General features: G+C 66.9%; 13 protein-coding genes. 4 read left to right on the forward strand and 9 right to left on the reverse strand.

Translation table 11 applies throughout. From position 1 onward, the window contains the following. Nucleotides 1–89: 89 nt before the first annotated feature. Both dnaE and A1351_RS02275 read right to left on the reverse strand, forming a co-directional pair. A complete protein-coding gene (gene dnaE, locus A1351_RS02270; RefSeq protein ID WP_064032042.1) occupies nucleotides 90–3557 on the reverse strand; it encodes a DNA polymerase III subunit alpha in 3468 nt (1155 codons plus the stop codon). 212 nt (nucleotides 3558–3769) lie between these two features. Continuing rightward, nucleotides 3770–4111, reverse strand: a complete 342-nt coding sequence (locus A1351_RS02275) for a phasin family protein (RefSeq protein ID WP_024879981.1) — start codon at nucleotides 4109–4111, stop codon at nucleotides 3770–3772. 266 nt (nucleotides 4112–4377) lie between these two features. On the opposite strand from A1351_RS02275, the gene A1351_RS02280 reads away from it, so the two are divergent. Continuing rightward, nucleotides 4378–6060 carry an SPOR domain-containing protein gene (locus A1351_RS02280; protein WP_064032043.1) on the forward strand — a complete coding sequence of 561 codons (1683 nt, stop codon included), beginning with the start codon at nucleotides 4378–4380 and terminating at the stop codon, nucleotides 6058–6060. Between the two features lie 56 nt (nucleotides 6061–6116). On the opposite strand, the gene A1351_RS02285 is transcribed toward A1351_RS02280, so the two are convergent. Together A1351_RS02285 and A1351_RS02290 are read right to left on the reverse strand one after the other, a co-directional pair. Next, entirely contained in the window at nucleotides 6117–6842 is a 726-nt protein-coding gene (locus A1351_RS02285) for a DnaJ domain-containing protein (RefSeq protein ID WP_024879983.1), read from the reverse strand. 12 nt (nucleotides 6843–6854) lie between these two features. Continuing rightward, a complete protein-coding gene (locus A1351_RS02290; RefSeq protein ID WP_036290878.1) occupies nucleotides 6855–7559 on the reverse strand; it encodes a hypothetical protein in 705 nt (234 codons plus the stop codon). Nucleotides 7560–7738: 179 nt separating this feature from the next. Here A1351_RS02290 and A1351_RS02295 point away from each other — a divergent pair, with 179 nt between their 5' ends. Further along, a complete protein-coding gene (locus tag A1351_RS02295) occupies nucleotides 7739–8293 on the forward strand; it encodes a DUF2478 domain-containing protein (protein WP_064032044.1) in 555 nt (184 codons plus the stop codon). On the opposite strand, the gene A1351_RS02300 is transcribed toward A1351_RS02295, so the two are convergent. Together A1351_RS02300 and A1351_RS02305 are read right to left on the reverse strand one after the other, a co-directional pair. Beyond that, a complete protein-coding gene (locus A1351_RS02300) occupies nucleotides 8272–9222 on the reverse strand; it encodes a DUF817 domain-containing protein (protein WP_024879986.1) in 951 nt (316 codons plus the stop codon). The genes A1351_RS02295 and A1351_RS02300 overlap by 22 nt on opposite strands. An 8-nt stretch (nucleotides 9223–9230) precedes the next feature. After that, on the reverse strand, nucleotides 9231–10289 hold the full coding sequence (locus A1351_RS02305; RefSeq protein WP_245291557.1) for an amino acid ABC transporter substrate-binding protein: 1059 nt from the start codon (nucleotides 10287–10289) through the stop codon (nucleotides 9231–9233). Nucleotides 10290–10386: 97 nt separating this feature from the next. Here A1351_RS02305 and metC point away from each other — a divergent pair, with 97 nt between their 5' ends. Beyond that, nucleotides 10387–11571 carry a cystathionine beta-lyase gene (gene metC, locus A1351_RS02310; RefSeq protein ID WP_024879988.1) on the forward strand — a complete coding sequence of 395 codons (1185 nt, stop codon included), beginning with the start codon at nucleotides 10387–10389 and terminating at the stop codon, nucleotides 11569–11571. 109 nt (nucleotides 11572–11680) lie between these two features. Continuing rightward, nucleotides 11681–11935 carry a hypothetical protein gene (locus A1351_RS02315; protein WP_024879989.1) on the forward strand — a complete coding sequence of 85 codons (255 nt, stop codon included), beginning with the start codon at nucleotides 11681–11683 and terminating at the stop codon, nucleotides 11933–11935. 117 nt (nucleotides 11936–12052) lie between these two features. Here the strand turns inward: A1351_RS02315 and A1351_RS02320 are convergent, their stop codons facing one another. The 3 genes from A1351_RS02320 to A1351_RS02330 are packed head-to-tail and all read right to left on the reverse strand — an operon-like array spanning nucleotide 12053 to nucleotide 17855. Beyond that, entirely contained in the window at nucleotides 12053–14149 is a 2097-nt protein-coding gene (locus tag A1351_RS02320) for a hypothetical protein (RefSeq protein WP_064032045.1), read from the reverse strand. After that, nucleotides 14146–16926 (reverse strand): DUF4159 domain-containing protein, encoded by a 2781-nt coding sequence (locus A1351_RS02325; RefSeq protein WP_083967030.1) that lies wholly within the window; start codon nucleotides 16924–16926, stop codon nucleotides 14146–14148. The genes A1351_RS02320 and A1351_RS02325 overlap by 4 nt, the downstream gene beginning before the upstream one ends. Continuing rightward, the gene (locus tag A1351_RS02330; protein ID WP_024879992.1) at nucleotides 16926–17855 is read right to left on the reverse strand and encodes a DUF58 domain-containing protein; all 930 of its coding nucleotides are present in this window, start codon (nucleotides 17853–17855) and stop codon (nucleotides 16926–16928) included. The genes A1351_RS02325 and A1351_RS02330 overlap by 1 nt, the downstream gene beginning before the upstream one ends.

A 17855-nucleotide genomic window follows, 5' to 3' on the forward strand; every position in this document is an offset into this window, starting at 1 on the left:
AGGCGAAGCTTCATATCAGATATATTACTTAGTTATCTCAATAAATAAGCACTAATACCTAATGCCTTAGATGAGCTATATCCCACGCCTCACACATGCTCCACGGCGAGCACGCCGGGGATTGTCTTCAGCGCCCCGGCGACATCGGCCGAGACCGAATATCCGCCCGGCAGCTTGATCTCCACCTCGCTCGCCATGCGCTCCAGCGCCACGACGATCGACACCTCGCCCTCGCCGCGCGTCGTCAGCCGCGACTTCAGCGCATCGAGCGGCGCGGCGTCCTGAAGGAAGATGCGCAGCCCTTTTTGCGCCTTGGCGGCTGCCGCCGCGAGCGGCTGCACCTCGGTGATGCGCGCCCGCACATCCTCGCCCTCGAGCGCGGCGGAGAGCGTCACCAGCACGGTCGCGCCCTTCTCCAAAAGGTCACGATACTGGTTGAGCCCTTCCTGAAACAGGATCGCCTCATATTGCCCGCTGTCGTCCGAGAGCTGGACCACGCCCATTTTCGAGCCCGATTTGGTGCGCCGCTCGGCGCGGTCGAGCACCACCGCGGCGAGCCGCCCGGCGCTCGCGCCGCGCTTCACCGCGATGATGAACTCCGCCCAGCGCGTCAGCCGCAGCCGGCCGAGCACGCTCGCATAGGCGTCGAGCGGATGGCCGGAGAGGAAGAAGCCGGCGGCGTCGAATTCGCGCTTCAGCTTTTCCGACGCGGTCCAGGGCTGGCTCTTGGGCAGGACCAGATCCTCCTCCGCCTCCGCGCCGCCGAACAGCGCGTTCTGCCCGGCCTGCCTATCCTCGGCGCAGCGATTGGCGCAGGCGAGCACAGTCTCGATCGCGCCGACGACGCGGGCGCGGTCGGCGTCCAGCTCGTCGAAGGCGCCGCAGCAGGCGAGATTCTCCAGCACCTTCTTATTGACCTCGCGCGGATTGATCCGTCGCGCGAACTCCGAGAGATTGCGGAAAGGCGCGGCGCCGCGCGTGCGCACGATCGACTCGGCCTGCCCCTCGCCGACGCCCTTCACGGCGGAGAGCGCATAGCGAATGGCGAGATTGCCGTCGGCGCCGGGCGCGACGTCGAAATCGACGCCCGAGCGGCGGATGGAAGGCGGCTCCACCGCAATGCCGAGCCGCCGCGCCTCATTGCGGAATTCGGCCAGCTTGTCGGTGTTGCCCTTGTCCAGCGTCATGGAGGCGGCCAAAAACTCCACCGGATAATGCGCCTTGAACCAGGCCGTCTGATAGGCGATCAGCGCATAGGCCGCCGCATGGCTCTTGTTGAAGCCGTAATCGGCGAATTTCGCCAGCAGGTCGAAGATATCGCTGGCCTTTTGCGCCGTGAGCCCGCGCTCCACCGCGCCGGTGACGAAGCGCTCGCGCTGGGCGTCCATCTCGGCCTTGATCTTCTTGCCCATGGCGCGGCGGAGCAGATCGGCCTCGCCCAGCGAATAGCCGGAGAGCACCTGAGCGATCTGCATCACCTGCTCCTGGTAGATGATGACACCGAATGTCTCCTTTAAGATGTGCTCGATCTTGGGATGGATGTAATCGGGCTCCTCATCGCCGAGCTTCACCGCGCAATAGGTCGGGATATTGGCCATAGGACCCGGCCGGTAGAGGGCGACGAGAGCGATGATGTCCTCGAAATGATCGGCGTGCATCTCGACCAGCGCCTTGCGCATGCCCGCGCTTTCCAGCTGGAACACGCCCACCGTCTCGCCGCGCCCGAGCATTTCGTAGGTCTCTTTGTCGTCGAGCGGGATGCCGGCGAGATCGAAATCCGGCGCGCGCCGGCGCACCAGATCGACGGCGGTGGCCAGCACGGTCAGCGTCTTGAGGCCGAGGAAGTCGAATTTGATGAGGCCGGCCGGCTCCACCCATTTCATATTGAACTGGGTGGCCGGCATATCGGATTTGGGATCGCGATAGAGCGGCACCAGCGCGTCGAGCGGCCGGTCGCCGATGACGACGCCAGCGGCATGGGTCGAGGCGTTGGAATAGAGCCCTTCGAGCGCCGCCGCGATTTTGAACAGGCGGGCGACCTTTCCGTCCTCGTCGATCGCCTCGCGCAATTTCTGCTCGCCGGCGACGGCCTCGGCCAAAGTCACCGGCTTGGCGGGGTTCTGCGGCACCAGCTTGGCGAGCTTATCGACCTGCCCCAGCGGCATTTCCAGCACGCGGCCGACGCTGCGCAGCACGCCGCGCGCGAGGAACGAGCCGAAGGTGATGATCTGCGCCACCTTCTCGGCGCCATAGCGCTCGCGGACATAATCGATGACCTCGCCGCGTCGCGTTTGGCAGAAGTCGATGTCGAAATCCGGCATCGACATGCGTTCGGGATTGAGGAAGCGCTCGAAGAAGAGGCCGAAGCGCAGAGGATCGAGATCGGTGATGGTCAGCGCATAGGCGACCAGCGATCCGGCGCCCGAGCCGCGCCCCGGCCCGACCGGAATCCCTTGTGATTTCGCATATTTGATGAAGTCCGAGACGATCAGGAAGTAGCCGGGAAAGCGCATCTTCTCGATCGTGTCGAGCTCGAATTCGAGGCGCGCGTCATAGGTCTCGCGCGTCTGCCCCGGCGCGGGCGGCTGCACGAGGAGGCGCGCCTCGAGGCCTTCCTTCGCCTGCCGGCGCAATTCGCGCGCCTCTATATCCTCGAGGGATTCCCCGCCCCCTTCCCCGTCCAGCATGAAGCGCGGCATGATGGGCTTACGCGTCAGCGGGCGGAAGGCCGCACGGCGCGCGATCTCGACCGTCGAATCCGTCGCCTCGCGGAGATCGGCGAAGAGCTCGCGCATCTCCTTGCGCGTCTTGAAATAGTGCTGTGGCGAGAGCCGCCGGCGCTCGGCGACGCTGGTCACTGTGCCCTCGGCGATGCAGAGCAGCGCGTCATGCGCCTCGAAATCCGCCGCCGTGGCGAAAAAGGGCTCGTTGGTGGCGACCAGAGGCAGGCCGCGCCGATAGGCGAGATCGAGCAATTGCGGCTCGACGCGCCGCTGCTGATCGAGGCCGTGGCGCTGAATCTCGACATAGAGCCGGCCGTCGAAGAGCGGCAGCAGCACCTCGAGACGGGCGAGCGCCTGCTCCGCCCTGCCCTTGGCGAAGAGCGTGTCGATCCCGCCCTCCGAGCCGCCGGTGAGGGCGATCAGTCCCTCGCTGCTCGCAGCGAGGCTCGCCAGCGAGACATGGGAGGCCTCGCCCTGCTCCGGCTCGAGATAGGCGCGCGAGGCGAGCCGCATCAGATTGGAATAGCCCTGCTCCGACTGCGCGATCAGCACGATATGGCCGCGCCCGTCGGAGCCGCCCGCCACGTTCTGAGTTCCGTCGCCGAAATCGACATTGAGCTGCACGCCGGGGATCGGCTGCACGCCGGCTTTGGCGGCCTTTTCCGAAAACTCCAGCGCGCCGAAGAGATTATCGGTGTCGGTGACGGCCAGCGCCGGCATCTGGTCCTTCTGGGCCAGATCGATGACGCGCGAGAGGGTCAGCGCGCCCTCGCGCAGCGAGAAAGCGGTGTGAAGATGTAGATGAACGAAGCCGACTGCGTCGATCGCGCTCATTTCGACCGCCTCCTGCGACGCCTCTCGCGTCCCCGGCGATCATATCGCGCCGCAGCGCCGGGATTCGCAACTCGCGCGTCGCGCCCCCTGGATTTTACGCACAGGCTTGGTGATTCTACTGCGGCGCCGCAGAGCCGATAAATGAAAAGCCGGGCGGAGGAGGTCCACCCGGCTTTTCCGAGACTCTTGTCGAGGACGCGTCTGGCCGGCGATTACTCGCCCGCGGAATAGACTTTCGTCGCCGCCGCTTCGACCGGCTTGAACGCTTCCTTCGCGAGGCTGGAATAGAGCTCGCCGAGCTTGGTCGCCTCGGCCACGAAATCCTCGTACGCGCCCTTGGCGTAATCCGACTGCAACTGGAGGGCTTCGTCGATCTTCTTGACGCCAATCAGCTTTTCAGCGAGGAGGCGGCTCTTTTCGAAGGACTTCTTCGAATAGTCGGTCGTCTCCGCCGCAATGGTCTGCCAGCCCTTGGTGAGGGCCGCCGTCGCCGCGGACACGGCTTCGAATTGCTCCTTGCCCAGCTGCTGAACGCTTTCGAAAGTGGCAACCATCGGTCTCGTCCTCGTATCGAGCGCCTTTCGGCCTTCGCCCCGTGGCGGACTCCATGCGCTCAGTTGACAGGATAAACTTATATGCATTGCACAATCGAAGTCAACGACAATGTTGCGATGCAAAACCACAATCCCGAACGCCTTTCGCCTTAACCAGGGGGTAACCTCGCATCGGTAAGATTGTAATCATGTGACTTTTCGGCAACGCCCACGCTGACCGGGCCGCCGCGAGCGCATGATGGGGCAAGTGAGCGGGATCAGGATAGATGACGAAGCGTGGCGTCGCCGGCGGGCTCGAGCGTTGGAAGTGGGTAGCGGCTCTGACGGCTCTGGCCGCCCTATCGGCGCTTTTCGCATTTCCGGCGGAGGCCAGACGTCATCATCATTCCGGCCGCGCCTATCACGCGCGTCACTCCTTCATCCATCACGCGGCGCACCATCGCCGCGGCGGCGCGCATCTCGCCCATGCGGCGCGGCGCGGCCATTCTGAGGCCGGCGGCGGTCCCGCCTTCGCCGCGATCGTGGTCGACGCCAATAGCGGTCGCACGCTCTATGCGCGCAATGAGCACGAGCTGCGCCATCCCGCCTCCGTCACCAAAGTGATGACGCTCTATCTTCTGTTCGAGCAGCTCGAGAAGGGAAGGCTGCGGCTCGACTCGCCGCTCGTCATTTCCGCCCATGCTGCGTCGCAGGCGCCGACCAAGCTCGGCCTCGCGCCCGGCCAGACGATCGACGTCGAGAGCGCCATCAAGGCCGTCGTCACCAAATCGGCGAACGACATCGCAGCGGCCATCGCCGAGAATATCGCCGGGGACGAGGAGAGCTTCGCCGAGATGATGACGCATAAGGCGCATCAGCTCGGCATGGGCCGCACGCATTACGCCAACGCCTCCGGCCTGCCCAATGACGAGCAGATCACCACGGCGCATGATCTCTCCGTGCTCGGCCGCGCGATCCAGGACCGCTTCCCGCGCTATTATCACTATTTCTCCACCCACGCCTTCGTCTGGCGCGGCCAGTCGCACCGCAATCACAATCATCTGCTCGGGCAGATTCGCGGCGTCGACGGCATCAAGACCGGCTACACTCACGCCTCGGGCTTCAATCTGCTGACCTCGGTGCGGCGCGACGGACATCATATCGTCGCCGTCGTCATGGGCGGCCGCACCGCCGCCTCCCGCGACCGCGTGATGGCCGGCCTCATCTCCGAGCATATCGACGACGGCGCCCCTGTCCGCACGGCGCGCGCCATCACCGAGGGCGAGCCCGCTCCGGCTCCGATCGCTCGCGTCGAGGCCGCCGAGGAGGAGAAGGACGAGGCGCCTGTCGTCGCGGCCGCCGTCACCGCTCCTGCTGCGCCCGCCCCGCGCGTTGCGCCGGCGATGGCGCTCGCCTCGGCGCCGCCGCTTCTCGCCGTTCCGACGCCCGTGCGCGGCGATAAGATTCGTCCGGCTTTCGTCGCCGGCGGCCAAAAGGCTGCGGAGCCGGCGCAAGAACGCGGCGCTCGCCATCAGCCCGAGCCGTCCCGGCGTGACGGCGTTCATGCGACGGCCGATGGATCGACCGCCGCCAAGGCCGGTCATGGAACGAAGGTCGCCTCGGCGACGACGCCGACCGCTCTGCCGGCGCGCATGTCCGACGCCGATCGCACGCTGGTCGCCCGCAGCGATCGCGCGGAATTGTCCAAGACCGATCAGGCGCGTCCGATTCACTCGGGCTGGATGATTCAGATCGGCGCCACCGACGACGCCGAAAAGGCGCAGCAGCTGCTCTCGCGCGCCCGCGCCAAGGGCGTGCCGGCCACCGCCAAGGCCTTCACCGAGAAGGTGCAGAAAGGGAGAGGGACGCTCTATCGCGCCCGTTTTGCCGGGCTCGAGGAGAAAAGCGCGGAGACCGCCTGTCGCGCTCTGAAGCGCTCGGGCTTCTCCTGTTTCGCGACGAAGAATTGATCGACGGACCTTATTTTTCCAAAAAGCGACGCGCATTGAGCGAACAAGGCCGAGCTTCAATGATGATGACGACGCATGAGGACATCTTTGGCTTCGTTCACCCGAGCCGCGAGATCAGTCGTCCCGCCATGGTCCGGATGAAGCTTCTTCATCAGATCGCGATGCGCCCGCGCGATGTCCTCGCGCGCCGCTCCCTTTTTGAGGCCCAGAATTTCATAGGCCTCATCTTCCGAAATCGTGCCGCCGCGGCGGCCTGGTCCGACGCCGCCCGTATCCGCTCCCCGCGAGTCGCGTCCACCGTCTCGTGTCTGACGCCAGCCGGCAAACCGGCGGTCGAGATACACCTCTAGAAGACGCGCGCCCTCAGGATCGACGCTGCGGCAGTGGCGGTAGAGCTCCATCACCGCCGTCCGCGTCAGCGCGTCGAGCCTTTTGCCTTCGTCCTTGCCGGCGAGAATGGCGCCGCGAATGGCGCCGCTCGCATGATCGAGCTCCATCTCGATCATGGCCGAGCGCACGCGCGAGACGCCGGCCCCGGCAGTGCCGTGACCAAAACGCTTCACCCCGCGCGAGAATGCGCCATAGAGCCACATGCCGGCCGAGGCCAGCAGCAGGCCTATGTCGATGCGCCCGCGCAGAATGAAGAACAGGCCGAGCGCGATCGTCGCCGCGCCGCCCCCCTTGCGAATGATGCGGGCCATGGCCGCCGGCGAAGCGCGCGTGAACATGCGCAATCCGTAGAGCGCGAGCACCAATGCGAGAAATCCGATCAGAACCGGCATGAAGCGGGCTCCTCACCCCATTTGTGACAAAAGAAGACGTGCAGCGTCTTCGCCTTTTGTAGCGCGCCGTTCGAGCTCGGCCAGCCCGCCCGCCGCATAAGCCGCCGCAGCGGACAAAAGCTCGGCGAGACGGCGCGGCGCCGAGGCGTCGAAAGCGGCGTAGGCTCCGCCGGTCAGCCGCGCGATCTCGCGAAAGGCGGCGCCGGCCTGCGCATCGGCGCCCTCGTGGAACATGAAGGCCTTCACGCCGAGAAGGCCAAGCCTGCCAGCGAGCTCACAGAGCTCGTCGGCATTTTCCTCCATCGCGTCGCCGACGAAGACGAGAGCGCCGATGCGACGCGCGCTCGTCTCCTCGAGCGCATGGCGAAACACTTTGCCGATCTGCGTGCGGCCGCCGCGGCAAGAGATTTTCGCCATCAGCGCCGCGAGCCCCTGCCCGCCGCCGACGAAGCCCGATGCGCGGCACTCGCCGAAGCCGCGAAAGAACACGAGCTGGACATCGAGCCCGCCGAGCGCCGCCGTCTCCTCGAACATGCGGCCCTGCAGCGATTGCGCGAGATCCCATGTCGGCTGGCGGCTCATGGTGGCGTCGAGCGCGAAGATCAGCCGGCCCCGCTCGGCCGCAGCGCCGACGCGCCGCGCCTCCCGAATGAACGCTTCCACCGCCTGCGCCCGCGCAGAGGGAGAAAGCGGCGCATTGCCTCGTTCATCGCTCACGGCTGTTCACGTCGCGTCCCTGACCGTTTATATCAGATCGGTCGCCGCCCCGGAATGACAAGAGGCGCGAGCCTCGCCGAGCAAGGCCGGCCCGCTCCGCCGATCACGCGAGGATAGGCGAGTCCGCCGCGTCTTTCGACAGAAATCGCGACGTGAGGCCCTTACCCGGAAAACCCGAAATGACCCTTTATGCTTCCTTGCCTGCAACGGCGCCGATCGCCGCCCTTCCCGGCGAGCCGAGCGCTCAGGCGCAGGCGCTGATCGCCGATTTCGCGCAGCGTCTCGCCGAGAGCGGAGCGCGCGTCGCCGGCGTCACTCAGGCGCGCATCCTCGACGAAGCGACCGGCCGCAGCCGCATCGTGCTGCGTGACGTCGCCGATGGCGCGCTCTATGCGATCTCGCAGGATTTGGGGGCCGGCTCGGTCGCCTGCAATCTCGACTCGAGCGAATTGGCGCTCGCTTGCGCCTCGATAGAGCGGCGCGTCGCCGAGGGCGTCGATCTCGTCGTCATCAGCAAGTTCAGCAAGCAGGAGGCCTCGCGCGGCGGCCTCGCCGACGCATTCCGCGCTTCCATGCTGGCCAAGGTTCCCGTGGTGACGGCGGTGTCGCCGCATTACGTCGAGGAGTGGCGCCAATTCGCCGGCCCTCTGGCGGAGTTCCTCGCGCATGATCTCGATGCGCTCCTCGCCTGGTGGGAGCGCGCGCAAAAGGCTCAGCTCACAGGCGCGGAATGATCCGCCAAGCGGCGGCGATGACGCTCGCGTGAAAGCTCCAGCGGCTCGGCGTCCGGCTCGCGCGGCTGCTTGACTGCGATGACCAGCGCATAGCTCACGATCTGCAACAAGAACCATGAGCCGAGCTTGGCCGCGCCGACCGGCGACCAGACCGCGAGCTGGCTCGGATAGAGCCATGTGCGCGTGAAGGTTCCGATATTCTCGGCGAGAAAGATGAAGCTCGCGGCGAGCAGCGCCGCCAGCAGCAGCGGCATCGACCGCCAGCTATGATGCACGCGGTAGAAAATCCAGGTGCGCGCAAACAGCGCCGCTGTCCCCGCGTACAGCGCGATCCGCAAATCCCACAGGTAATGGTGCAGGAAGAAATTGGCGTAGATCGCCACGGCGAGCGTGGCGACCATCCAAATCGGAGGATGGCGGATGAAGCGGAAATCGAACACCATCCAGGCGCGCATCATATAGCTGCCGATCGCCGCATACATAAAGCCGGTGAAGAGCGGAACGCCGCCGATGCGGAAAAAGGCCGGATCGGGGTAGATCCAGGAGCCGACCGCAGTCTTGAACACCTCCATCGCCGTGCCGACGAGATGAAACAGCAGGATCACCTTGGCTTCCTGCAGGCTCTCGAACCGCGTCGCGAGCAGCAGCGCCTGAATAGCGAGCGCGGCGAGGAAGAGAAAATCATAGCGCGCGAGGACAAATTCGCGCGGATAGAAGAAATGCGTCGCGATCAGCAGCCCAACCATCAGAAAACCGAACAGGCACGACCACGCCTGCTTCACGCCGAAGCGTAGAAACTCGTACGTCAGGCGCCGCAATGGCCGCTGCGACGCCCAGCGCGCGAGGCGCGCCTCGGCGATGGCGAAACGCGCCAATGGCGCCCATTGCGCCGCCGCGCTGGCGCGAGGATCGAGAAAGTCCGGCTCCATATTCCCGCTTACCGCACCGGCGGCGCATATATCAGCCCGCCCTTGGTCCACAGCGCGTTGAGCCGGCGCTCCAGGCCGATGGGCGAGCCGGCGCCGAGATTGCGCTCGAAGACCTCGCCGTAATTGCCGACATGCTTGACGATGCGATAGGCCCAATCGGCCTCGAGCCCCAGCCCGTCGACGCGGCCGCCGTCGACGCCGAGCAGGCGCCGCACGCGCGGATCGGCCGATTTCAGCTGCTCATCTGCATTGGCGGAGGTCACGCCCAGCTCTTCCGCATCGACCATGGCGAAATGCGTCCAGCGCACGATGTCGAACCATTGGTCGTCGCCTTGCCGCACGATGGGGCCGAGCGGCTCCTTGTCGATGAGCTCGGGCAGAATCGCATGTTCGGCGGGCGCGGCCAACTCTTGCCGCTTGGCGGCGAGCGTCGAGAGATCGGCGGTCAGCGCCTCGCATTTGGCCTCGGAATAGGCCTTGGCCGCCTCCTCGAATGTCGGGAACAGCTTGGGCTCGATCGGCTTCACGCCCTCGCGATGAAAATCGACGAGATCGAGCTCGAAGGGCGTACCCTGCTGCACGCAGACGGAGAGGCCGCCGAGATCGCGCAGCGCGGCGACGGATTTTTTGCGCGCGAGAAATCCCTGTCCGTCGAAAAAGCTGATCGCCGCATAGGAGAGTCCCTGCCCGGCGTCGCGCGCCAGAGTCCAGGCGGCGCCGCGCGCCAGGAGATCCATGACTCCCGATTGTAGCGCCTTCACGCGATCCTTGGCGGAGAGCGTCACGAAGCGCATTTTTTCTGGATCGTCGAAAATGGCGGCGGCGAGCGCGCGGCAGAAATCGACGTCGAAGCCGCTCCAGCGGCCGGCCTCGTCCTGATGCGCGAAGCCCGGCAGGCCATTGCTCGCGCCGCAGATCAGAAAGCCGCGCTTTTGCGCTTGCTCGAGCGTCGAGGCGTCGGCGCCGGCGGCGAGCAGCAGAGCGCCCGCGATGAGAATGTTGCGGAACAGGCGAGAGATCATGTCCGACTCTGGATTGGGCTCGGGCGACCGGCGATCATTGGACAATTGCTCCTCTTTCGCCCATGTCCTGCGCGAACAGTCTATACTGCGGCGCGGACGAAGCCGCCGCAATTGCGTTCGCAGAAAGGCCGATGAGCGAGACATGAGCGAGACTAGAGGACAATCTGGGCGAAAAAAGAAAAGCCGCACCCGCCTGGTCCACGCCGGGCGCGAGCCCTCCGAGCAATTCGGCTTCGTCAACACGCCGATCTATCGCGGCTCCACCGTGCTGTTTCCCGACACGGCGTCCCTGCTCGCCAATCGCGGCGCCTATACTTACGCCACCAAGGGCACGCCGACGACGCGCGCGCTCGAGGAGGCTTGGATCGACGTCGCCGGCGCGGCGGATGCGGTCGCCGTCCCCTCCGGCCTCGCTGCGATCACCCTCGCTCTGCTGACGGCGCTGAAGGCCGGCGACCATCTGCTCGTCACCGATTCCTGCTATCTGCCGGCGCGCATGTTCTGCGACAGCGTGCTGAAGCGCCTCGGCGTCGAAACGACCTATTACGATCCGCGCATCGGCGCCGACATCGCCGCGCTGATGCGGCCGAACACGACGGCCATTTTGACCGAGTCGCCCGGCTCGCAAACGCTCGAGGTGCAGGACATTCCCGCCATCGCCGAGGTCGCCCATGCGCGCGGCGCCTGCGTCGTCCTCGACAACACTTGGGCGACGCCGCTCTTCTTTCCGCCGCATGAGCGCGGGGTCGATCTCGCCATAGAGGCCGGCACCAAATATCTCGCCGGCCATTCCGATCTTCTTCTCGGCCTCGTCTCGGCGAATGAGAAATGGGCCAAGCGTCTGCGCGCCACCTACAACGCCTTCGCCATCTGCCCCGGTCCCGAGGATGTCTTTCTCGCGCTGCGCGGCATGCGCACAATGGAATTGCGTCTGCGCGAGGCGGAGCGCGCCGGCCTCGAGATGGCGCGCTGGCTCGCCGAGCGCGAGGAGGTCGCCGAGGTGATCCATCCCGCTCTCGAGAACCACGCCGACCACGCTTTGTGGAAGCGCGACTTTCTCGGCTCGACCGGATTGTTCTCCTTCATCTTGAAGCCGGTTCCGTCGGAGGCCGTCGCCGCCATGCTGGATGGGCTCGAGCTGTTCGGCCTCGGCTATTCCTGGGGCGGCTTCGAGAGCCTCGCTCTGCCCTTCGATTGCGGCTCCTATCGCACCGCGACTGAATGGGCGCCCGGCGGTCCGGCGATAAGGCTCTCGATCGGGCTCGAGGATCTGGACGATCTGAAGGAGGATCTCGACGCCGGCTTGGCGCGGCTGCGGAGAGCGTAAGCATCGCATTGAATAGGTAGTTCCCCTTGATTTCGCATATGCGCGAAAACGCATACCTAAGCAGCAAGCGCGACGGAGTGTCGCGGGCGGACTCGAGGGGAGCAGTTCGATGCGTGACGGAGCTTTCGATCTGACGCCCACCTCTAATGAGGCCATGTTCGGCGTGCGGCCTTCGGCGCAGCATGAGGCGCTGCTGGCGTCCTATCTTCTCGGGCTCGGCCATGGGCCGGCCGTGGTGCGCGACCTCATTGTCGCCGATCTCGACGGCTTTCTGGATCTCGGGCTGAAGCGCCGCGCGGCGGATCAGCTCGTCGTGCTGCGCGCCTTTCTCGCGCGATTTCCAGAAATGACGCGCTCGAGCTGATCGCCCCTCTTGCGCAGAAAAAATCAGCTCCTATTCTCTTCATAGATCGAGCGCCGCGAGCGCGGCCGCTCGCATGAGACGCCCCGACCTCGGATGAACAGGCGGGGCGTTTTCGCGTCAGCGCCGTCCTTCCCAGCCCCGTCCTTCCCAGCCCCAAGCCAGCACGATCATGCCGAGCAGCGCCGCGAGGCCCCAGAGGCCGATCGCGAGCGGCGCCGTCTCGACGCCCTTGAGCTCGCTCGCGCCAGTGCGCTTCACGCCGATGTAATCGGCGCCGCCGAAGACCGAAGCTTCGCGCATCTCCACCACGCGCGGCAGCGTGACGGCGCCGCTCGCGTCTTTCGACAGACGTCGCACCGTGCCGCCGCTTGCCTCGGCGAGAGGCTTCAGCTTCTCGGTGGTGGAGACCACCTCGCGAAACTCGCGCGGATTCTCCGGGCCGACATTGACCAGCGCCGTCAGCTCGCCGCTCTGAAAGCGATAGAGCCCCATCTCCTTCGCCGCATGATGCGCGCGCGCGAGGCCGGGCTCGGCGGGCGCGAGCGCGATCTGCGACGTCGCGCCGGAGGGCGTCGTCATCGTCACCGTGTCGATCTTCTCCTCGAGGCTCTGGCGCTCGATGGCGATGTCATGGCCGTGGGCGCTGGCGCGCAGAGCCTCCTCCTCGAGATCGGGCTCCTTCATCAGCCAATGAGCGAGGCGGCGCATCAGATCGACATGCGGGCCGCCGCCCTCATAGCCGCGCGCCCACAGCCACATCTGATCCGTGAGCAGAGCGGCGACGCGACCCTTGCCCTCACGTGAGAGCACGAGCAGCGGCTTGTCATTGGCGCCGGTGAGGATGGAATTGCCCTTCACCACTTCCGCATCGACCTGGCGGAACCAATCGCCCCAGGCGGGAGGATTGCTCCGCGCGCCCTCTAGCCCGCGCGTGACCGGGTGCTTCTCGCCATCCTTGCTCACATGGGCGCGAAAGGCGCGCTCATAGAGCGAGCCGTCCGGCCGCGCCGGAATGATGCTCTCCAGCGGCGAATAATAGAGCCCCTGCACCGTCGCGAAATCCGGCCCCGTCGCGACAAGAAAGGCGCCGCCATTGTCGACATAGTGGAGGATGTTGTCGAAATAGACGGAGGGCAGGATCGTCTGGTTCGAATAGCGATCGAAGATGATGAGATCGAACTCGTTGATCTTGCGCCCGAAGAGATCGGCCGTCGGAAAAGCGATCAATGAGAGCTCGTGCGGCGGCGTGCCGTCGAGCTTCTCCGGCGGCCGCAAAATCGTGAAATGCACGAGATCGACATTGGCGTCGGAGCGCAGAAGATTGCGCCAGCTGCGCTCGCCGGGATGCGGCTCGCCGGAGACGAGCAGAACCTTCAGCTTGTCGCGCACGCCCTCTATGGTGACGACGGCCTTATTGTTGACGGCGGTCAGCTCGCCGGGCAGCGCCTCCACCTTGAGCTCGACGACATTGGCGCCGCCATGCTCGACGCGCAGCGGAATGTCGACGATTTCGCCGGCCCGCGCGACGATGGGCTCGAGCGCCTGCCCGTCGCGGCGCGTCGTGATGACGACCGGCTCCGTCCCGCCGAGATTGCTGTCGACGACGCGGGCGCGGATCGTCTGATCCTTGCCGACAATGCCGAAGCGCGGCGCCTCGACCAGCTCGAGCCTGCGGTCGCGCTCGCCCTCATGGCCGGTGACGAGCACATGCAGCGGCGCCTTGAAGCCGAGCGCGGCGGCGTTCGCCGGAATGTCGTGAACGATTCCGTCCGTCACCATGATCGCGGCGCCGATGCGCTCGCGCGGAACGTCCTTCAGCCCCTCTTCCAGAGCCTGGAACAATCTCGTCCCGTCGGCCTCGGCGCCGGGACGTGCGGCGTCGATGAAGCGCGGCTCTATATCGCCGAGCTTTTGCAGCGCCGGCTCGAGCGCCGCCTTCGCCGCCTCGGTCTGCGCCATGCGCTCGCCGAAGCTCTGGCTCTCGCTGCGATCGAGCACGATGGGAACGATTGTCCTCAGAGGCTCGCGCTGCTCGCGCACCAATGAAGGATCGGTGAGCGCCAGCAGCACGAGCGCCAATGTCGCAAGGCGCAGCGGCGCGCCGCGCCCGCCGGCGCGCAGAGACAAAAGCGCGATGATAATCGCAGCCACGCTCAGCGCGGCGAGCGCGGGCCAGGGTAGCAACGGCGTGAAGGAGAGGGACAGCTCGCTCATTGGCCGAGCCGCTCCAATAGGTCGCGGACATGGACCTGATCGGATTTGTAATTGCCGGTCAGCGTGTACATCACCAGATTGACGCCGCCGCGTATGGCGAGCTCGCGCTGACGCGCGCCGCCGGGCGTCAACGTGTAGAGCGGCTGGCCATTGCGATCCGCCGCCCAGGCGCCGGCGAGATCATTGGAGGTTATCACCACAGAGGACACGCTATCGGTCGCGCGCACGGGGCGCGCGGGATCGTCCTTGCTCTCTGGCGGCAGCGCCTCGACCCAGGTCTTGCCGTTGATCGTGCGGCCGAAGAAGCCGTCGAGCAAATAGAAGGTCTTGGTGATGACATGATCGCGCGGCGTGACTTCGAGCGGCGGAATGTCGAGATTGCGCGTGAGATCGCGCAGCCATTGCGTCTCCGGCGTCGGCGGCCCGCCCTCATGCGCGGTGAGCGCGTCGCGCGTGTCGAAGACAATGGTGCCGCCCTGCTTCAGATAGACGCCGATCTTGGCGACGGTCTGCGCCGAAGGCAGCGGCGCGGAAGCGACGATCGGCCAATAGAGCATGGGATAGAAGGCCAATTCGTCGCGCGCGGGATCGACGCCGACGGGCGCTCCAGGCGCGAAGGATGTGCGCTGATTGAGCGCGCGCGATAGAGCCTCGAGGCCGAGCTTGCTGGTCTCGTCGACGCGCGCGTCGCCGGAGACGACATAGGCGAGCCTTGTGGTCAGCGCCGCCTCGCGGTCGCGAGGCGAAGCGGCGGTGGGCGCGTCCTTGGCGCGAGCGCTCTGCGGCGCGGCGCTCAGAACAGCGAGCGCGCAAAAAGCGCCCAGGGCGATCGGCGCGGCGCGGCGCAATGCGCCAGACATTGACAGCAGGATCAGCCAATCGGCGAGCAGCGCGATAAAGACCAGCGCGAGCAGAAAGGGGCGCAGATCGATCGGCGCGCCGGCGCGCAGCGCTGAGACCGAGAGCCCCTGCCCGGCGAAATCGAAGGCGCGCAATTCGTCGCTCGCGCGCAGCGGCTGCACGGCGATGGGCGCATCGGCGGCGCCATAGAAGCCGGGCGGATGCTCGCGGCCGGAGCCGCCGTCATAGTCGCCGGCGATCGGCCGGGCGGTCGGCGGCGGCGCGCCGAGACGGCCGCGTCCGTCCAGAGTGACGAGCGGCGCCAGAGCCGGCGCATCGCTGCGCGGGCCGTCCTCGGCCCGGCGTGCGGCGGCCTCGCCGCTCTCGGCGGCGATCCTGTGCAGCATGTCGATGAAGAGGCCGGAGATCGGCAGATTGGACCAAGCGGCGTCGGCGCTCACATGAAACAGCACGATGAGCCCTTTGCCGCGCCGCTCGGCGGTGACGAGCGGCGTGCCGTCGGTGAGCGCGGCCCAGGTCTTGGCCGGCAGGCCCTGCTCCGGCTCGGCGAGAACCTGCCGCGTCACTGTCACCTCCTCGGGAACCGCGAGCCCGTAGAAAGGACTCGCCGGATCGAAGGGCGCGAGCTTCTTCGGCGTGTCCCAGGACATGGCGCCGCCGAGCACGCGTCCGTTGCGCCGCAGGCGCACGGGGGTGAGATCGTCGCCGGCGTTGGCGAGGCGCGCGCCGGCGAAGCGCAAGAGCACGCCGCCCTCCTCGACGAAACGGACCAGCGCCTCATGCGCGTCCGGCGGCAGAGCGCCGACATCGGCGAGGGCGACGATATTGGGCTGCTCGGCGATGAGGCCGGGCAAAGGATCGGCGGCGCCCGGCCGCGGCTCGCGCACCTCGGCGAAAGGCGCAAAGGCTTTTTGCAGATAATATTGCGGCTCCAGCAAAGGCTGCGCGAGATCGGCGCTCACGCCGCTCAGCACGGCGACGCGGCGAATCTTGGAGCGACCGTCGAGCAGCGCCACGGCGCCGGCCGAAGCCTCGCCGTCGAGGCGCAGCAGCGAGGCCTCATTGCGCAGCTCGATCGGCAGATCGAAACGCGCTTTCGCTTTTTCTCCCGCGCCGAAATCGAAATGCGCCTGCGCCAGCACGCGTCCCTGCTGGTCGAAGGCGGAAACGGAACCCGACGCCGGGGCGGCGGCGGAGGCGCGCGCGACCTCCACCTCGAGGCCGGCGGCGGCGTTCTGCGGCGCGAGAAGCGCGCGCGGAACATGATCGCTGGTCAGCGTCTCGACATTCGCGCCAGCGGCGGCGGCCGAGGTCAGCGCTTTGGCGAATTGGCTCGCCCCGCCCTGCGCCAATCCATCGGCGATCCAGACGATGCGCCCATGCGGATGGGCGGCGGCGAATTCGGCGAGCCGGGCGGCGGCGGCGGCGCGGTCCGGCGCATAGGGCTGCGGCGTGAGCGCGCGCAGGCGCTCGTCGATCTTGCCGCCGTCCTCTGGCGTCGGCGCGGCGTCGGCCTGCGACATGGGCAGCAGAGCGATCGTCGCGCCGGAACGCGCGGCGTCGGCGGCGAGAGCGCGCGCCGCCTCGAGGCGGGCGTCGAAATCCGGCGCCGCCGCCCAACCGTCGTCGATCGCGATCAGCAGCGGCGCGCCGGAGAAGGAGGCGGTCGCCGTCGGCGTGATCGCCGGGCCGGCCATGGCCAGAACGGCGAGGCCCGCGAGCGCGAGGCGCAGCGCCAATAGCCACCAGGGCGTGCGCGCGGGCGTCTCCTCGCGGCGCAGCAGATCGAAGAGCAGGCGGATCGGCGGGAAGACGATCTCGCGCGGGCGCGGCGGCGTCACCCGCAGCAGAAAATAGATGGCGGGCAGAGCGAGCAGCCCGATAAGCGCGAGCGGCGCGGCGAAGGTGAGGCCCATCAGACGCGCTCCAATCCAGAGGCGAGCGCGAAGCTCAAAGAAAGCGCCGCCTCCGCCGCAGGCCGGTCGGTTCGGTGGATATGAAGCGAGAAGCCGACATCGGCGGCGGCTTTGGCGATCTCGTCCCTATGCCGCGCGAGACGCTCGACATAGGCCTCCCGCCAGGATTGGGCGCGGCCGGCGCGCAGCTGCGCGCGACTGTCCGTGTCGAGAAAGATCGTCTCGCCTTCGAAGGGGAATGTCTCCTCCACCGGATCGGCGATCATCAGCAGCGCGCCCGCAGCGCCATTTCCCGCGAGCGTCGTCAGACGTTCGGAAAGCGCCTGCGGATCGCAGAGGAAGTCGGAAATGAGCAGAGCCTTGGCGCCGCCGGGCAGAGCCGCCGCCTCCGGCAATTCGCCGCGCGCCGCGCCGCCTGCTGCGACGAGCGCCTGCGCGAGTCGCTCGATGATATCGCGCGTCGACATGGGGTGGGTGAGGCCGAGCAGCCCGATCCTTTCGCCGCCGCGCATGAGCACGTCGGCGAGCGCGAGGCCGAGCGTCAATGCGCGATCGAGCTTTGGCTCCATCGCCAGAGAGGAGACGAAGCCCATGGAGGGCGAGCAGTCCATCCACAGATAATAGGAATGGGCGGCCTCCCATTCCCGCTCGCGCACGAAGAGACGGTCGTCGCGAGCGGAACGGCGCCAGTCGATGCGATGCGCCGCCTCGCCGGCGCCGAAGGGCCGGAACTGCCAAAAATTCTCGCCCGTCCCGGCGCGGCGGCGGCCATGCGCGCCGTGGACGACGGTCGCCGCCACTTCCCGCGCGCGGATGACGATATCCGGCAGCCGGCTGGCCAGCTCGGTGGCGTCTATGCCGCGGGCGCTCGGCGCGAGCCGCTCGGCAATGTCGAAAGCCTCGGTGGAAACCGCCGGTCCCGCCGCCAC

Source organism: Methylosinus sp. R-45379 (assembly GCF_001644125.1).
In the GTDB taxonomy this organism is placed as follows: domain Bacteria; phylum Pseudomonadota; class Alphaproteobacteria; order Rhizobiales; family Beijerinckiaceae; genus Methylosinus.

Excerpts from the sequence above, each read along its gene's own strand:
- A1351_RS02325 (WP_083967030.1), bottom strand. The coding sequence starts at position 16,926 with ATGGGCCTCACCTTCGCCGCGCCGCTCGCGCTTATCGGGCTGCTCGCT.
- A1351_RS02295 (WP_064032044.1), top strand. The coding sequence starts at position 7,739 with ATGACCCTTTATGCTTCCTTGCCTGCAACGGCGCCGATCGCCGCCCTT.
- dnaE (WP_064032042.1), bottom strand. The coding sequence starts at position 3,557 with ATGAGCGCGATCGACGCAGTCGGCTTCGTTCATCTACATCTTCACACC.
- A1351_RS02300 (WP_024879986.1), bottom strand. The coding sequence starts at position 9,222 with ATGGAGCCGGACTTTCTCGATCCTCGCGCCAGCGCGGCGGCGCAATGG.
- A1351_RS02275 (WP_024879981.1), bottom strand. The coding sequence starts at position 4,111 with ATGGTTGCCACTTTCGAAAGCGTTCAGCAGCTGGGCAAGGAGCAATTC.
- A1351_RS02285 (WP_024879983.1), bottom strand. The coding sequence starts at position 6,842 with ATGCCGGTTCTGATCGGATTTCTCGCATTGGTGCTCGCGCTCTACGGA.
- A1351_RS02320 (WP_064032045.1), bottom strand. The coding sequence starts at position 14,149 with ATGAGCGAGCTGTCCCTCTCCTTCACGCCGTTGCTACCCTGGCCCGCG.
- A1351_RS02280 (WP_064032043.1), top strand. The coding sequence starts at position 4,378 with ATGACGAAGCGTGGCGTCGCCGGCGGGCTCGAGCGTTGGAAGTGGGTA.
- A1351_RS02315 (WP_024879989.1), top strand. The coding sequence starts at position 11,681 with ATGCGTGACGGAGCTTTCGATCTGACGCCCACCTCTAATGAGGCCATG.
- metC (WP_024879988.1), top strand. The coding sequence starts at position 10,387 with ATGAGCGAGACTAGAGGACAATCTGGGCGAAAAAAGAAAAGCCGCACC.